This window comes from Paenibacillus sp. BAC0078 (assembly GCF_054483875.1).
This window is the reverse complement of the sequence record NZ_JBTLRW010000022.1, coordinates 69355-85913: the sequence shown is the minus strand read 5'-3', so window position 1 is coordinate 85913 and position 16559 is coordinate 69355. Positions and strand designations below refer to the sequence as shown.

Genomic DNA, 16559 nt, shown 5'->3' with positions numbered 1-16559 from the left:
AGTCTCCTTTGTAAGGGGTATGGACAACGTGCCTACCTTCTTACAATAGGGGATTTTTTTATTGATCACCACTTCCTTTTTGAGATTTAGTTCGTGTCAACTTTTATGCAACGCTAGTGTATAGAATGCAGTTACGATTGGAAGATGGCGAAGAGATGAAGCTGTACTCAGTTGCGGGACTTTACTCCTTGCCGGGAATTCCGCCGAACACCGTTCCTTCCTCCAGACCATCCACGAACCGCTGCAGCCAGACATAATACTCCACCGCGTGCCGCAGCTTGTCCAAATCTCTCTGACAAGCCTGCCGCTCCTCTTCAGAAGTGTCCTCCGTCTCCATCAGTGCCTGGAGCTCAGGCATCGCCGTCCCCATCGCCTCCTGCATGATATCAATCTCCCGCTGCAGCTTCAGAGTGAAAAAGTTCTTGAACGCCTGAAAGAAATCCGTCTCCGCCGCATACAGCTCCTTCCGCTCGCGTTTCTCGTCCAGCTTGGTCACCATCCGGGAAGCAATCAGGGAACGGACACCGTAGCTCATGTTGCTCTTGCTCATATTCATAACCTGCTTCATTTCCTCCAGCGTCATCGGCTTGTCCTCAAAGAACATAATCCCGTAGAGCTGCCCGAAGGAATAATTCGCTCCATACAAATCCATCGTCTGCGCGATCGCATCAATCATAGGACGCAGGAGCTGCTCACGCTGAGATAAATGCTGGTTGTCCTCGCCAAATGCTGCCTGTTTCATTCGCTGCACCTTCACTCTAATTAGAATCGTTCTCTCTACATTACACAAAACTGAAGCTTCATGGGGCTATTTCTGCAAATTTTACACAATTTCCGAACGATCTTTACTTCCGCTTGACCACAGCATCACATCATGAGTGTACAATTTTTTTTGAACGGAGGAGCTTACCTCTGAATTATACCGCAAAACAAAGAAGATGGAATGGGGTATCGTAACGAAAATGACACGCTCAAAGCTTATCAGCGGCTTGAAGCCGGTGCTGTTCACCCTGCCGGCCATGGTGCCGTTCGTCGTGTTCTGGCTGGCGCCGCTGCTGTATGTGCTGTATCTCAGCTTCACGGAGTGGGACTTCATGAGCCCGGAGAAGACCTTTGTAGGACTGCAAAATTATACGGATCTCTTCAGCAATCCAGCCTTTTACAAAGCACTGAGGGTCACTTTGCTCTTCTGCGCAGGCAGTGTGCTGCCGGTCATTCTGATCGGACTGGGACTTGCGCTGCTGATGAGCCGCAAGCTTAAAGGCTCCGCCCTTTACCAGGTGCTGCTGTTCTCCCCTTGGGTCACGCCGACCGTTGCTGTATCCATCGTCTGGTCCTGGATCTACGAGCCGGAGGTCGGGCTTGCCAATACGGTGCTTGATTTCCTGGGGCTGGACAAAATCGGCTGGCTGCAGGACCCCAAATGGGCGCTCATTGGCGTGCTGCTTGTGACCATCTGGAAATCTGTAGGCTGGGCGATGATCTTTTATCTGGTGGCGCTGCGGAATGTTCCTTCCGATCTGCTGGAAGCCGGTGAGCTTGACGGGGCAAACGCTGTGCAGAAATTCATCCGCATCACGCTGCCGCTGATCTCGCCAACTACCCTGTTTCTGTTCGTAGTGCAGCTCATCCAGGCGCTTCAGGCCTACGATCAGATCAATGTGCTGACGCAGGGCGGCCCTTCCGGTTCCACCCGGACTTTGCTGTATCTGTACTATCAGTCCGCTTTTGAATCCTTCCAGATCGGAGAGGCTTCCACAGTAGCTGTTGTTCTTGTGTTCATTTGCCTGCTGCTGTCGGTATTCTCGCTTGGCGTCAGCAAACGGACCACGCATTATCAATAAATTCAGGTGTTGTGTAAAAAGGAGGTCTTACCGCTTGCGTACGATCACACGGCTGGGCGGGCTGTCCCGCCATCTGTTTTTTGCCGCCCTTGCCCTGCTGATGGCTTTTCCATTCTACTGGATGGTCACCAGCGCGCTGAAAACCAACGATGAAATCTGGCGCTCCCCGCCTACCCTCTGGCCTGAGGTGCCGCTCTGGGGCAATTTTGCTGCGGCCTGGAATGAGGCGCCGTTCGCAAGGTACATGGGCAACAGCATTTTTGTCGCCACGTCCATCGTCATTCTGCAGATTATCAATTCCGGTATGATGGCGTACGCGCTCACGCATATGAAATTCCGCTTAAAGGGGCTTTTCTCCGGGGTGATTCTGTTCGGTTATATGGTTCCGACTACAGCGGTGTATCTGCCCGGTTATCTCGTGTTGTCCGAGCTGCATCTGCTGGATTCTTACGCCGGCCTGATTCTCTCCAACTGCGTGAGTGTCTTCTCGATCTTTTTGATCAGACAAGCGTTCCTGCAGGTGTCGCATGAGCTGGTGGAGGCCGGTGAGGTTGACGGCGCATCCCATATGCGGATTCTCTGGACGGTGCTGGTGCCGGTTACGCGCTCTTCTTTTGCCGTACTTGCGCTGATCACCTTCATTGATCAATACAACAATTATTTCTGGCCGATGCTGATTACCAAGGACCCTGGCCTGCAGCTTGTATCCGCCGGTCTGCGCAGCTTTTTCGTGGAAGGAGGTGCTTACGGGTTACAATGGCCGCTAATCATGGCCGCCAGCGCCTTCACCATCGCCCCGCTGCTGCTTGTCTTCCTGCTGGCGCAAAAAACGATTATGCAAAGTGTTAATATGACCGCAGGCGCAAGTAAAGGCTGAAATCTTATATTTTATCCAAAGAGGAGAATGATGATGAACGTATTAAAAAGGTTGTCCGCAGTATCCATGATTGCCGGTTTCACCGTGCTCACGGCTTGTGGCGGGAATTCCGCTTCTAATAATACTACGGAAGGAAACGGTGCCTCCGCAGCTCCTGCACAAGACGCCGCTCCAGCCCAAAGCGCACTGGTAACTATCGAATTCTGGTATGGACTCGGCGGTAAGCTTGGCGAAAATATGGAATCGCTCATTCAGAAATTCAACGCCTCGCAGCAGGAGGTTATCGTCAAAGGGATTGTGCAGGCTGACTATACCGAAACCGAGCAGAAGCTCCAGGCAGCCATCGCTACCGGAAAAGTACCTGCGGCTGTGCTGTCCTCCAATGTAGACTGGGCGCGCAAGGGATATTTTACACAGATGGATGATCTGATCGCTAAGCAGGCGGATTTCAATAAAGAGGATTTTGTCCAGACCTTCCTGAACCAGGGGCAAGTTGATGGCAAGCAGTATTTCCTCCCGATGTACGGAACGACACAGGTTATGTATTACCGCAAGGATGCTTTTGAGAAAAGCGGAATTGACGCCAGCAAGCTCAAAACCTGGGAGGATCTCGCGGCAGCTGCTGAGAAAATGGCTGTTAAAAGCGGCGGAAAAACAACCTTCTTCGGCTGGGAGCCGATGTGGGGCTCCGGCAACATGGTTGATGCCGTATTGAGCAAGGGCGGCAGCATTCTTAGCGAGGACGGAAAGAAAGTAACCATTGACTCCCCTGAGTGGGTAGAGACCTGGGATCTGTTCCGTAAATGGATTCACGAGGACAAAACCATGCGCATCCACTCCGGCGGACAAGGCTGGGAGTACTGGTACAAGACAATTGACGATGTGATGAAAGGTCAGGCGGCAGGCTACACCGGCTCCAGCGGCGACCAGGGCGATCTGGATTTCAGCATTGTCTCGGCAATGGAGCAGCCGGGCTGGGCCGGAGTGGGTGAAGGCAAACCGGTGGCAGAGGCCATTATGGCCGGTATTCCCGCCAAGGCCGGAGATGCCGAGAAGCAGGCAGCTATGAAGTGGCTGACCTATTTCACGAACTCCGAGAACACCGCTTCCTGGTCGATCAACACCGGATATATTTCCGTCCGCCAATCAGCGCTCGAAGATCCGGCATTTGTCTCCTTTAGCGCGAGCAATCCGCAGATCAAAGTTCCATTGATGCAGGCATCCCACGCCTCCGCCCCTTTCCAGGACCCTACCGGGGGCAAAATCAGCGATGCGCTGAAAATCGCTGCCGACAAGGTGCAGATTGAGAACATTCCGGCAGCCGAAGCGCTCAAGGAAGCGCAGGCAACCGCTCAGGCTGCTCTGGATAAAGTGAAATAAGCATAAATAAAAGCTTAATTGAAGGCATATTTTCAAAAAGGGGAGGCTTTGCCGTCTTGTAAAAGACGGCGGCTTCCCTTGAAATATTAACTTAAGGGGGCGGCGACATGCCTAAGCTTAATACTCCGAGAGGAGACACCTCGGTATCCGCCATCCTGTTCGACAAGGATGGCACGCTGCTGCAGTTCGTCTCTCTGTGGGGGAGCTGGAGCAACTGCTTCCTGGAACAGTTCACCCGGCAATTGGAACAACGTGGTCTCGAATTTCCGGCATCCTCCCTGCCCTCCCTGCTGGGAACCGTTCACGATGCCGAAGGCAGCATTACAGATTATGACCGCAACGGTCCCCTCGCTATGGGCACAATGAATGATCTCTACGCCATTCTGGCCTGGCAGGCCTATCAGCTCGGCTTGTCATGGGCCGAATCTAAAGAACTGGTGGATCTCTGCCGCCAGGAGGCGGATGCCATACTGGAGCGGAATCGTCCGGTTCTTCCGCTTCCCGGCCTGCTCCGCTTCCTTAACGATTGTGCGGCTTCGGGCATAGCGATGGCCGTCGTGACTGCCGACGAAACGGCAACGGCTGAGGCACATCTCCGCTGGCTGGGCATCCGCGAGTATTTCTCCGCCGTGATCGGCACGGATCAGGTAGAGCGCGGCAAGCCGTTTCCCGACATGGTGCTGCTTGCCTGCGAACGGCTGGGGGTACAGCCTGGCGCAGCCGCCGTGATCGGCGATACGAACGGCGACATGCGGATGGCCAAGGCCGCCGGGGCGGCTGTGGCTATCGGGATTGCCGGCGCGGCTGGTGCAGCCGGGGGTGCGGTTGGCGGTGTGGCTGGCGTGGCGGCGGATGCGGTTGACGGTGCGGCTTGCGTGGCGGCGGATGCGGTTGACGGTGCGGCTTGCGTGGCGACGGGTGTAGCTGGCGATATGGCTGGCGTGGCGACGGGTTCAGTTGGCGATACGGCTGGAATAGCGATAGATACGGTTGGTGCAGCCGGGGGTGCGGGAATTAGCGGTGCAGCGGGTATGACGGGTGCGCGGGAGCTTTTGCCGGACGCCGATTGTATCGTGCAGTCTTTTGCGGAGCTTAGTATGGAAAGGATTGTACCTTGAGGGCCGAGGGGGCCTGGGCCTGGTTTTTTCTGGCGCTGGCTATTATCTTCGAGCTGTCGGGAACCATCTCTATGAAAATCTCCCATGGCTTCACCCGCTTATGGCCCTCTGTGCTGATGTTTCTCTTTTACGGGATCAGCTTCACCTCGCTGAATGTTGCCCTGACCTCGATCAAGGTTGGAGTCGCTTATGCGGTATGGTCAGGTGCCGGAATCATTCTGATCTCTGTGGCGGGTGCGGTGTTTTTTGAAGAGCGGATGTCTCTGTCCTCACTGCTGTGGGTGACCGTCATCGTCGCCGGAATTGTGGGACTGAACATTAGCGCAAAAGGGCATTAGCGGTGTTCGGGTTGGAGTTAAAGAATAATGATTGGCGAGCTTCGGAGCGCGTAGATTTAATTGCTAGCGAACCCAAATGGAAAAAGTACAACTAACCCGAGCTAACTGGCTCCTAGATGGCCCAAGTGGGAAAAAGTACAACTAATCTGCCCGAATTGTCCCTTTTATGATGAATTTGCTTAATTTAGTTGGAGAAAATCCCACTACTTGCCGCAGGGGGACGAATTTCAGCGAATTAGTTGTACTAATTCCACCTAGCTTCCAGGCTTCCTAGCCTCCAGTCTCCAAGCGCTCTATGAATCTCTGTGCGCTCATGGGATGCTATTTTCTGAGGCAGCTCTTTCGAATTACTGGCTTAGGCTCTGTCTTAGCTGTATTCAAAATAAGTTGATATCCAAGCATTACTGAAGGAGGTTTCCTTGTCATGAGTATAAACGAATCAGGCGGACAACAGCCGCTGCTAACCTTTCAAATTATAACAGATACCCATATCACTGCCGATCCGACGCATGAGTATAATCTCAATTTCGAGCGGGCGCTGCATGATCTTGCCGTTCATGCTCAGGGCAGCAGCGGGATCATGCATATTGGAGACATAACGGATCATGGTTTCATGGAGGAATATGAGGAGGTCCACCGCATCCTGCAGTTGTATCAAACAGAGCTGCCGGAGATCCGGTACACCTTAGGGAATCATGATGTTGGCCTGGGCCACTGGGAATCCCGCCTGGCAATGTATACTTCCTGCATGGGAATGCCCGGCCCGTATCACGATCATTGGATCGGCGGATACCATTTTATTTTTCTTGGAACAGAGGAAGGTCTGCCGACGTTCTGTCATCTGTCAGACGAGCAGCTTCGCTGGCTGGATCTTAAGCTTGGAGAACGGCAGGAGAGCGGTCAGTCAATGGAGGAACTTTCGATGAGTGAGCGGCCTGTTTTTCTTTTCCTGCATCAGCCGTTGAAGGACACGGTAGCTGGATCGCTGGAATCTCAGGAGTGGTACGGGGTTACTCAAGATCAGGATCTGCGCTCCATACTGTCCAAGCACCCGCAGACTCTTCTATTTACCGGACACACCCACTGGGAGCTTGAGGTAGACAACACAATGTATCCCGGCAACGGGGAGACAGCCACCATGTTCAATGCTGCTTCTGTCGCCTACCTCTGGACCAATGCGGATGAGCATAAGACCGGCAGCCAAGGCTTCTATGTGGAAGTCTATCGCGACAGAGTGCTTGTAAAGGGACGGGATTTCACCTCGGGAAGCTGGATTGAATCCGCGCAGTATGAGGTTGCTACGTTGGTTAAGGCACACGGCTGATCCTCTGGAGGAGCTTCGCTTGCACAACTAAACATCTGAGTAGCCGGATTTGTAGCAGCAATAAAGCAGCCGTTCCCCATGAACTGGATAACGGCTGCTTTGTGTTGGCTGCTGCTGTACAGCTTGCATCAGCAGGATGGCTGAAACTGAGCTAACATGCTGGCCAGTGTACGTAGTGGCTGGGCCGGGGATTCGCTCTAACAACGGCAGTTTTGCCGTTGTTTCGGCCTGCAAGGCCGGGGATGCTTCTAACAACGGCATTTCTGCCGTTGTTCCGTCCCGCGGCCCGGAGATCCGCTCTAACAACGGCACTTTTGCCGTTGTTCCGGCCCGCGGCCCGGGAATTCACGCTAACAACGGCACTTCTGCCGTTGTTTCGGCCTGCAAGGCCGGGGATGCCCCTAACAACGGCAGTTCTGCCGTTGTTTCCTCCCGCGTAGCCGGGGAGCGCCCCCAACAACGGCACTTTTGCCGTTGTTTCCGCCCGCGTAGCCGGGGAGCGCTCTAACAACGGCATTTCTGCCGTTGTTTCCGCCCGCAAGGCCGGGGATGCCTCTAACAACGGTATTTCTACCGTTGTTCCGGCCCGCGGCCCGGGGGTTCGCTCTAACAACGGCAGTTCTGCCATTGTTCCCCCCCTCTCCGGGCCGCAGTTGCACCACCTGCACCCGCCAACAGCGCCGCCCGCCGGACTGCCAGCGAGCATGCTGCCTTAAAATGCAGGCAGCGCGATATCCGCATAATTGTCTTCAAGGAACTTCTTCACTTCCGGGCCGCTGATGCGTTTCGCCAGCTTTTGGATGGCGTCGGAATCCTTATTGTCCTCCCGCGCTACCAGGGTGATGGTGAATTCAGAATCATCGCCTTCTGTAATCAGCGCATCCTTCTTCGGCGTCAGCCCAAGCGGGCTGGCATATGCCGGGGTCATAGCTACCAGATCGGCATCATCCAGCATGCGGGCGAGCATCAGCAGATCGACCTCCTGGAACTTGAAGTTTTTGGTGTTCTCGGTGATGTCGGCCTGAGTTGCCTTAATGCCCACACCTTCCTTCAGCTTAATCAATCCCGCCTTGGCGAACATTTGCAGCGAGCGCCCGATATTCGACGGATCATTCGCCATCACCAGCGTTGCGCCTTCCGGTAGATCGGCAATGTTCTTGTAACGCTTCGAGTAGCCGCCGTAAATTGCATCATATACGGGCTGAACCGGTACGAGCTTGGAGCCTTTGCTTGCATTGAACTGTTCCATGTAAGGCACATGCTGGAAGAAGTTCGCGTCCACTTCCTTATTCGCCAGCGCCTCATTCGGCTGAACGTTGTCAGACAGGATGACGACCTCCATGTCCACACCGTCCTCCTTCAGCAGCGGTTTAACGATATCAAGGATATCGGTCATTGGCGGGATGAGCGATGCTACTTTAATTTTGACAGGCTCGGCGCTGGCCTTGGACGGTGTATTTTCGGCTTCCTTGTTGTTTCCACAGCCTGCAGCAACCATAACCAGTACGAGCAGCATCAGCGTAAATTTCATTGTTTTTTTCATTTGTATAGTAACCCCCATTTATTCTTCTATCTGATTCATGAATATTGGACCATCTCTCAGCGTTTATCCAGCAGCCTGGCCAGCGTGCTCCCGGCAAATTGTATGATTTGCACCAGCACGATCATCACTAGGATCGCATAGACCATCACTTCGGTCTCAAAACGCTGATATCCATAACGGATAGCGAAATCGCCAACTCCGCCGCCTCCAACCACACCCATAACGGTCGAAAAGGAGATGAAGCTGATCGTTGCGGCCGTCAGTCCGAGCACCAGACCCGAACGGGCCTCTACATACAGAAATTTGAAAATCAGTCCGAGCTTCGACGCGCCCATAGCCAGTGCAGCCTCAATCGTTCCTTTTGGCACCTCCAGCAAAGACTGTTCTACCAGCCGCGAATAATACGCTATAGCGACGATAGACAGCGGCACCGTAGCCGCCATTGTACCGATGGCCGTCCCCACCAGAAGGCGGGTGAACGGAATCAGTGCCACCACCAGCAGCAGGAACGGAAACGAACGGACCACGTTGACGATGCTGTTCAGCGTAAGCGACAGCGTCCTGTTCTCATAAAGCTGGCCCTTGCGGCAAAAATACAGCAAAGTCCCCAGCGGAAGCCCCAGCAGCACGGCTGCGCCAACCGAAATGCCTACCATGACAAAAGTCTCCCCGATGGACTGCCACATCTGATCCTGGTATTTCAGCATATTCTCAAACATGAGCTTCCACCGCCTTCCCGGTGATCCGCTCGCGATAAGAACCGGAGTGTGCATCCGGCGGAAGAAAACCGCCCTCCGCGCGGGAAAAGGAATCAACGATTCGTCCCGCTTCCATCACGGATACATCCGTACAGACGCTCCGAACCACATCCAGCTCATGTGTAACAATGACTATGGTTACGCCAAGCGCAGCGTTAATATGCTGAAGCACGCCAAGAATATCCGCCGTTGTCCCAGGGTCCAGCGCGGAGGTCGGCTCGTCGCACAACAGCAGCTTCGGGCTGTTCGCCAGCGCCCGGGCAATCGCCACCCGCTGCCGCTGCCCTCCGCTGAGCTGGGACGGGTACTGCTCCGCCTTGTCCTCAAGGCCGACAAATTGCAGGCATTCCCGCACCCGCTGCATCCGTCCGCTGCGCGGCACTCCGGCCAGCTCCAGCGGAATAGCCACATTCCGGCTGACAGTGGCGTTGCCAACCAGATTGAACTGCTGAAAGATCATGCCGATTGTGTGCCGCTCCTTGCGGAGCAGCTTTTCCGGCATAGCTGTCAACAGCTTGCCGTCTACCGCAACCGTGCCTGTATCGGGACGTTCCAGCAAATTGATCAGCCGCAGCAGGGTGGATTTGCCGGCTCCGCTGGCTCCGATAATGCCGTGAATGGCCCCTGCCCGGACTTCGAGCGATACCTTATCCACCGCCAAGTAGCGGCCTTCCTTCAAGTTGAAGCTTTTGCTAACCCCGTTCAGCGATAGAATATGAAGCCCTCCTTCCAGACCGCCCGGACCATAGCCTTTGGGTTTCCAAAAAGTGTACTACTATTATTTAAAAACTGTTTTATTAAAAATCTCTTTAAATAATAAGGTATTTTCTCCGCTGTGTCATCATTTTTTTAGAAATGATATAACCAAATATTAGCGCCGCACACCAAAAACACCGCTGATGCGCAATCAGCGGTGTGCTTAATCTTTATGTCAGCCCCTCATTCCAACCAGCCGGTGAAAGGCAGGCTTGGGCAGGTGATCTTCATCGAACAGAAACGGCCAGTTCTTCCGGCCGCGGACCGGAAAATCATTCAGCCAGGTGTAATCATCCGCCGCTCCCCAGAAGGTGACTGATGAGATCACCCCGCGGTATTCCTTGAGCAGCCGGAACATGGCTTCGTAACGCTGCGCCTGCAGCTCCAGCAGCTCCGCCGGAGGTGTCTTGAGATCAGTCCGCCGGTCATCGAAGCGGAATACAGACATGTCCAGCTCCGTGAGCTGGAGCTGGAGGCCGAGCGAGGCGTATTTCTCAATCGCCGCACGAACCTCATCAAGTGACGGATCATATACATTCCAATGTGCCTGCAGGCCAACGCCGTGTACCGGAACACCCTGTTCCAGCAGCGACTTCAGCAGGGTATAAATTTTATCCCGCTTATGCGGGTGGGACTCATTATAATCGTTATAGAACAGCAGCGCTTGCGGATCAGCGGCATGGGCGAATTCAAAGGCTTTGGAGATGAAGCCGGGACCGGCAAGCTCCAGCCATTTCGACGGGCGGAGAAGGTCTTCGCCTTCGTCGGCAATGGCTTCATTAACCACATCCCAGGCGTAGATATCTCCTTTGTAACGTCCCACTACTCTATGGATGTGCGATTCCAGCCGCTCCAGCAGAGCTTCTCTGCTAACCGTACCGCCTTTATCGTCTGCAAACAGCCACTCCGAGGTCTGATTATGCCAGACCAGCGTATGTCCACGCATCGCCATCCCATGCTTCCGGGCAAAAGCGGCAAGCTGATCGGCCTCTCCAAAGCGGTATACCTCTTCCTCGGGATGCAGACGCTCGAACTTCATCTCATTCTCGGCAGTGATACTATTGAAATGGTACGCGAGCAAATGCTCCTGTGAGCGGATGGTATGCGGATTCACTGCTGCGCCAATCTTGAAATCCCCGGCAAAAAGGGTCTTCAGCGCAGGCTCCGTAAAGTCCTTATCCTCTCTCATAATAGTGCCTCCTTGTGTGGCTCAGTTATAGTCCACGGTACTCAAGCCAGTCAAAGTACGCCGGCTGCTGCACTGTCTTCCCGCCGCCTGCAGCATACAAGCCGGCCACAACACCAGTGAAATTGTTACCCTCTATGGCCTGGGGTGACAAGGCATAGGCCTCTCCGGCAGCCAGCTTGCTCCACTCCTGACCATCCAGAGAATACAGCAGAGAATATTCCGCCCGGTCAGCGGCAATTTTCAGGTACACACTCGGCCCTTCCGCCGGGGCCACGGCTGCTCGCTGCGTTTGTCCTTTTACCGTCAAATATGCTGCAACTATGCTATGTCCGTCTCTATGCTCCAGACAAATCTCGTAATGCGTCTGCTCGTTCATCCGGGCGCACAATCCGGCTGCCGTACCCTCCCCTGGCGCTTCCAGCTCCAGCAGAGTGCTCCATTCCGCTTCCATATGCTGCTGTCTTCTGCCTACAAAAGCCATTGAACCAACATCTCCCGGACCTGCGGCCTGTCCGTACAGCGCAAGCCAGCCCGGACGTTCCGTAAGCGACCAGCTTCCCTCTGCCGGATTGCGCACAAAGGTCAGGTCATACGGCAGCGCAGCGGCATCAAAGTCATACTTCGATACGGATTCCGTTACTGCCCCCGCCTCATATTCCAGCCCCGGCTCCGATACCGAAACAGATCCGGCGTTCATCTCCAGCTTCACCGTTCCCTCGTTGTTGTCGATCATCGGCCAGCCGTCTTCCGTCCAGTTCACCGGAGCCAGGAACGTCTCCCGGCCAAGCACACTGAAGCCTTTCTCCCCAGGGCGGACGCCAAGAAATACAGCCCACCACTGGCCCCCCGGCCCTTCAATCAGGTCGGCATGGCCCAGATATTGAATCGGGTGCGGTATCGCGTTATGGGTCAGGATCGGATGGGGCAACTGTTCAAAGGGTCCGTATGGAGAAGCGCTGCGCCCGATAATCTCACGGTGCTCCGGCCCGGTTCCCCCAGAAGCGGTCATTATATAGTACAGGCCATTAATAGCGTACAAATGCGGGCCTTCCGCCCAAGGCCCCCCGTCTCCGGTCCAGATAACCACTGGCTCAGACAAAGCTTCCCCGGTGGCGATATCTATTTCATACTGGATAATGTGCGAGTCATACCCTGCTCCCTGCTGGACCGTGACGTATACTTTGCCGTCCGCATCGAACATCAGCGACGGGTCTATCCCTCCAAAGGGAACGGTAATCGGATCTGACCACGGTCCTGCCGGATCGGCAGCCGTCACATAAAAGTTCCCGATGCCGCTCACATTCGTAGTGATCATATAGAACAGGCCGTCATGATAACGGAGGGTCGGCGCATAAATACCGCCGGAGCTTGGACAGCTGCGGATATCCAGCTGGCTGATCCGGTCCAGCACATGGCCGATCTGCGTCCAGTGGATCAAATCCCGGCTATGAAAGATCGGCACTCCCGGAAAATACTCAAACGAGCTGCATACCAGGTAATAGTCATCCCCCTTGCGTGCGATGCTGGGATCAGGATAAAAACCCGGCAGCACCGGGTTTTTATAGGATATTTTTTTGGATGATAATGAAGAACTGTTCATCATGTTTAGCCTACCTTTCAGCTGCCAGTTAATAACGGCGAGCTTATTCTTTTACACTGCCGACATTCAGGCCCACTACAAAATATTTTTGCATAAAAGGATATACGAGCAGAATCGGCACGGAGGCTACAATCGTAATCGCCGCCCGGATGGACAGCGGAGTCACCATCGCCTTGGCGGAATCCCTGTCCATTCCCACCCCCGCAGCAACGTTCGGATTACTGTTCGAATTCATCGAGGTGGACAGCAGCTTCATCAGCTCGTATTGCAGCGTGCTTAGACTTTGCTTCGAAGACGTGTAGATAAATGCATCGAACCAGGCATTCCATGCCCCTACCGCCACAAACAGCGCGATGGTTGCCAGTACCGGCTTACATAGAGGGAACACAACACGCATGAATATTTTGAAGTCTCCTGCACCGTCAATCCGCGCCGATTCCATCAGACTTTCCGGCAGTGTTCCGATATAAGTACGGATAACTATCATATTAAAGGCACTGATCATCGAAGGGAAGATATATACCCAGAAGCTGCCCAGCAGGTTAAGATCCTTGATCAGGAAATACCCCGGAATCAGACCGGCGCTGAAATACATCGTAAGCACGAAAATCACGGTGATCGGCTTGCGGAACACGTATTCCCTGCGGCTCAAGGTGTACGCAAGCATCGTGGTCAGAAAAATATTCAGGATCGTCGAGAGCACCGTCCGCGCCACCGAAATCCAGAACGCATCATAGATGGTACCGGAGGCAAAGATGGCCTTGTAATTCTGCATGGTCCACACTCTCGGCCACAGATAGATGCCGCCGCGGATCGTATCATTTCCTGCATTGAACGAAACGGCAATCGTATTGATGAACGGATATAAAGTAACGAGCACCAGACAGATCATGAACACCGTATTGAAGCTATGGAAGAGAACCGGTTCCAGTCCGCTGGGTCTCAATCTTTTTCGAACAGATACGCCTGCACCTGTGCCAGGACTAATTTGCTGGTTCGCCATACTATAATAACCTCTCTTCCCCAAGCCGTTTTGCCGTAAAGTTCGCCATTAGCAGCAAGGTGACGCTAACGACCGTCTTGAAGATTCCGCCTGCGGTGGCGAGGGAATAGTTCCCTTGGGCCAGCCCGTATTTGAGTACGAAAATATCAATCGTCTCTGCCCAATCCACGACAAGCCCGTTGCCGAGCAAATACTGCACTTCAAAGCCCGCTTCCAGTACATGTCCTACAGACATGATCAGGAGGATGACAATCGTTGCTTTAATCCCCGGAAGGGTCACAAACCTCATTTTCTTGTAGCGGCTGGCGCCATCAATTTCGGCAGCTTCATAGAGCGCAGGGTCGATGGAGGCAATGGCGGCCAAATAAATAATCGTATTCCAGCCAACCTCTTTCCATACATGCGAGGCCCCGACGATGCCCCAGAAGTATTTGCCTTCACTGAGCCACAGAATAGGCTCCTTGATCAAATGAAGCTTCATCAGGACAATGTTGACGATCCCGTCATTGATGGAGAGCGACGTAGCCACAATCCCTGTTACGATAATCCATGATAGGAAGTGGGGCAAATAGGAGATCGTTTGTACTATTCTCTTCCAGAACACCTTACGAATTTCATTCAGCAGCAGTGCCAGAGCAATCGCGGTGACAAACCCGAGAACGAGGTTAATGACCCCCATTGCCAGCGTATTGCGCAGCACACGAAGAAAATTATCGTCTGTAAACAGGAACTTAAATTGCTTGAAGCCCACCCATTCCTGTTCACTGAAGGAACGGCCCGGGCGGTAATTCTGGAACGCCATAGTCCAGCCCCATACCGGGACATAGGCAAAAAGAATAATATACAGCATCAAGGGAACAGACATCCAAATTAGCTGGTTCTGATTTTTAATCAGCGACCAGGTGATAGGCTGCTTCTTTTTTTTCTTTGGATGCAAGGCGACGCTTTCTTTCCCTAGGGTCTCATCCATATTAGTTTATCTCCCCACACAATCATTTTAATGTAGGAGGTGAGGGCCAGCCATCGGCCCCGCACCTCCTCCCCGATCCTTTACAAATACTTTCCGTCTATTTACTCCACTTTTCGATTCTCCATTTAATCTGCTCATTGATCTTGTCTTCGTAGGCTTTCACATTCGACTTGGCAATCTGTCCAACATAATCGCTCCATACGGAATCGAAATCGCCCGCATTAGCGAGGATGGCCTTCGGCAGGTACTTGGTAGATAGCTCATTCAGCTTGGTATTGGCAACTTTGGCATCCGAGCCTTCCACGAGGTCAATGGACCAGGCCGGGTAATAGATAGGGTTAGCCGGCGGTGTACTGAAGAAATCCACATAGCTGTTATATCCGTATGCAGCAAGGACTTCCTTGTCGTAAGGCTTCACACTGGCTGCATATTCTTCAGGCTGTGCTGACGCATCTGTAGAGTTGCCGTCACTGTAGCTGCCTTCAAGCTTAGGCAGGAAACCGTAGAAAGTCTTGGCCTTGTTAGCCATTTGCCAAGTCGGATCGGCGGCATTATCCCGCTGCTCCTGGGTTTTCATAAATCTGCCGTCCTTGACAATGTAATCTTCACCCTCAATCCCCCAGGAGAAGGTCTTCTGCCAATCCTCGCTGATCAGCGTTTCGAGCAGCTTGATAATCTTCACAGGGTCCTTGGCATTGATGCTGATTCCGAAGCCATTGTTCAGGTTCAGCACTGCAAGATCCCGGTAGTAGTCTTTGGTGGATGCGTCATAAACCAGGGGAAGCCCAACATAGGTCCGCTCGATCTTCCCTTGTGTGGTTAAGGAATCTTCCGCTGCGTTGAAATTCCAGTGCTGGTCGAACATACCGAGAACCGTACCGCTGGACAGCTTCGCCATATACTGGTCGTAGTTCTGGACGAAGGTTTCTTTGTCAATCAGCCCCAGCTGATTCATTTCGTTCAGCTTCTGATAATATTTCTTGGCATAATCTTTATCTGCAAAAATCTCGGCTACGCCATCCTTCACCACAACGCCGCCATTGTTCGGTTGGCCGATCAGATGTTGAGGCGCATTGAGCAGGCCCCAGTTTTTCCAGTCATAGTTAAGTATTTCGAAGCCAACGGTCGGGCTTCCATCAATCTTCGGATATTTTTCTTTGTATTTGGCAATCAGGTCGAAATATTCATCCAGTGTTTTCACTTTTGGATAACCGAATTCCTTGAGCACGGCTTTTTGAATCCAGAAGGCCGGTCCTGAATACCATGAGCTTTTTACTTCACCGTTGTATACACCATAGTTAGGCAGAATGTAGATATGTCCGTCATTCGGGTCCTTCATCATGTTCCAATAATCTGCGTAATGCGCTTTCAAATTAGGAGCGTACTTCTCGATGAGATCTTCCAGCGGAATATAAGCTCCTGCCGCTGTAAGCTTCGTATTCCCTGTCATCATATCCGGGTAATCCTGTCCTGCGATCATAACGCCGAGCTTCTGATTGATATCCCCGGCCAAATATTCGAAATTGAAGTTGGCTCCTGTTTCGTCCTTGATCTTCTTGAAGATCTTGTTATCCGGTGTCGGCGGCTGGCCTGCTTCACCGATGAAGACACTGATGTCGAACGGCTCAACCTTGCCATCCGTGCTAGCTGCCGTTTCTGTTGCAGCAGCCCCACCATTCTTCGCCGCATTCTTGCTATTGTTGCTGTTGTTGCCACCGCAGCCTGCCAGTGTAAAGCTTAGGGATAACAGAACAATTAAGGATAACTTAAATACGTTTTTCGACTTGCCCCCCATAAAGCACCTCCATATTATGTTTGCACAACTTTTTTGTAAGCACTTACATATTTGAATTATAGAG

16 protein-coding genes are annotated in these 16559 nt (G+C 53.0%); 6 read left to right on the top strand and 10 right to left on the bottom strand.

The window, feature by feature from the left end; genetic code table 11:
* Nucleotides 1-181 precede the first annotated feature (181 nt).
* On the bottom strand, nt 182-742 hold the full coding sequence (locus tag ACX1DY_RS27240) for a GbsR/MarR family transcriptional regulator (protein WP_458967306.1): 561 nt from the start codon (nt 740-742) through the stop codon (nt 182-184).
* A 220-nt stretch (nt 743-962) separates the two neighbouring features.
* Here ACX1DY_RS27240 and ACX1DY_RS27235 point away from each other — a divergent pair, with 220 nt between their 5' ends.
* From ACX1DY_RS27235 to ACX1DY_RS27210, 6 genes are all read left to right on the top strand, one after another.
* Nucleotides 963-1844, top strand: coding sequence for a carbohydrate ABC transporter permease (locus ACX1DY_RS27235; RefSeq protein ID WP_458967305.1), 882 nt, complete (start codon nt 963-965; stop codon nt 1842-1844).
* Between the two features lie 34 nt (nt 1845-1878).
* Entirely contained in the window at nt 1879-2721 is an 843-nt protein-coding gene (locus tag ACX1DY_RS27230) for a carbohydrate ABC transporter permease (protein WP_458967304.1), read from the top strand.
* 33 nt (nt 2722-2754) lie between these two features.
* Nucleotides 2755-4101: an ABC transporter substrate-binding protein gene (locus tag ACX1DY_RS27225; protein WP_458967303.1), complete on the top strand. Its 1347-nt coding sequence runs from the start codon at nt 2755-2757 to the stop codon at nt 4099-4101.
* A gap of 107 nt (nt 4102-4208) precedes the next feature.
* Complete coding sequence (locus tag ACX1DY_RS27220; protein ID WP_458967302.1) at nt 4209-5219, top strand: HAD family hydrolase; 1011 nt, start codon at nt 4209-4211, stop codon at nt 5217-5219.
* Entirely contained in the window at nt 5216-5557 is a 342-nt protein-coding gene (locus ACX1DY_RS27215; protein ID WP_458967301.1) for a DMT family transporter, read from the top strand. Before ACX1DY_RS27220 ends, ACX1DY_RS27215 begins: the two co-directional genes overlap by 4 nt.
* Before the next feature lie 424 nt (nt 5558-5981).
* Nucleotides 5982-6881, top strand: a complete 900-nt coding sequence (locus tag ACX1DY_RS27210) for a metallophosphoesterase family protein (protein WP_458967300.1) — start codon at nt 5982-5984, stop codon at nt 6879-6881.
* Nucleotides 6882-7032: 151 nt separating this feature from the next.
* Here ACX1DY_RS27210 and ACX1DY_RS27205 read toward each other — a convergent pair whose 3' ends face one another.
* From ACX1DY_RS27205 to ACX1DY_RS27165, 9 genes are all read right to left on the bottom strand, one after another.
* Nucleotides 7033-7509 (bottom strand): hypothetical protein, encoded by a 477-nt coding sequence (locus ACX1DY_RS27205; protein WP_458967299.1) that lies wholly within the window; start codon nt 7507-7509, stop codon nt 7033-7035.
* Between the two features lie 84 nt (nt 7510-7593).
* A complete protein-coding gene (locus tag ACX1DY_RS27200; protein WP_458967298.1) occupies nt 7594-8424 on the bottom strand; it encodes a MetQ/NlpA family ABC transporter substrate-binding protein in 831 nt (276 codons plus the stop codon).
* Nucleotides 8425-8480: 56 nt separating this feature from the next.
* A complete protein-coding gene (locus ACX1DY_RS27195) occupies nt 8481-9143 on the bottom strand; it encodes a methionine ABC transporter permease (protein ID WP_458967297.1) in 663 nt (220 codons plus the stop codon).
* Nucleotides 9136-9897, bottom strand: a complete 762-nt coding sequence (locus ACX1DY_RS27190; protein ID WP_458967308.1) for a methionine ABC transporter ATP-binding protein — start codon at nt 9895-9897, stop codon at nt 9136-9138. The genes ACX1DY_RS27195 and ACX1DY_RS27190 overlap by 8 nt, the downstream gene beginning before the upstream one ends.
* A 216-nt stretch (nt 9898-10113) precedes the next feature.
* A complete protein-coding gene (locus tag ACX1DY_RS27185; protein WP_458967296.1) occupies nt 10114-11127 on the bottom strand; it encodes an endo-1,4-beta-xylanase in 1014 nt (337 codons plus the stop codon).
* Nucleotides 11128-11152: 25 nt separating this feature from the next.
* Nucleotides 11153-12730 (bottom strand): glycoside hydrolase family 43 protein, encoded by a 1578-nt coding sequence (locus ACX1DY_RS27180; protein WP_458967295.1) that lies wholly within the window; start codon nt 12728-12730, stop codon nt 11153-11155.
* Nucleotides 12731-12770: 40 nt separating this feature from the next.
* Nucleotides 12771-13730, bottom strand: a complete 960-nt coding sequence (locus tag ACX1DY_RS27175; protein WP_458967294.1) for a carbohydrate ABC transporter permease — start codon at nt 13728-13730, stop codon at nt 12771-12773.
* A 1-nt stretch (nt 13731) separates the two neighbouring features.
* Nucleotides 13732-14700, bottom strand: a complete 969-nt coding sequence (locus ACX1DY_RS27170; RefSeq protein WP_458967293.1) for an ABC transporter permease — start codon at nt 14698-14700, stop codon at nt 13732-13734.
* Nucleotides 14701-14797: 97 nt separating this feature from the next.
* Nucleotides 14798-16495: a type 2 periplasmic-binding domain-containing protein gene (locus tag ACX1DY_RS27165; RefSeq protein ID WP_458967292.1), complete on the bottom strand. Its 1698-nt coding sequence runs from the start codon at nt 16493-16495 to the stop codon at nt 14798-14800.
* Nucleotides 16496-16559 lie beyond the last annotated feature (64 nt).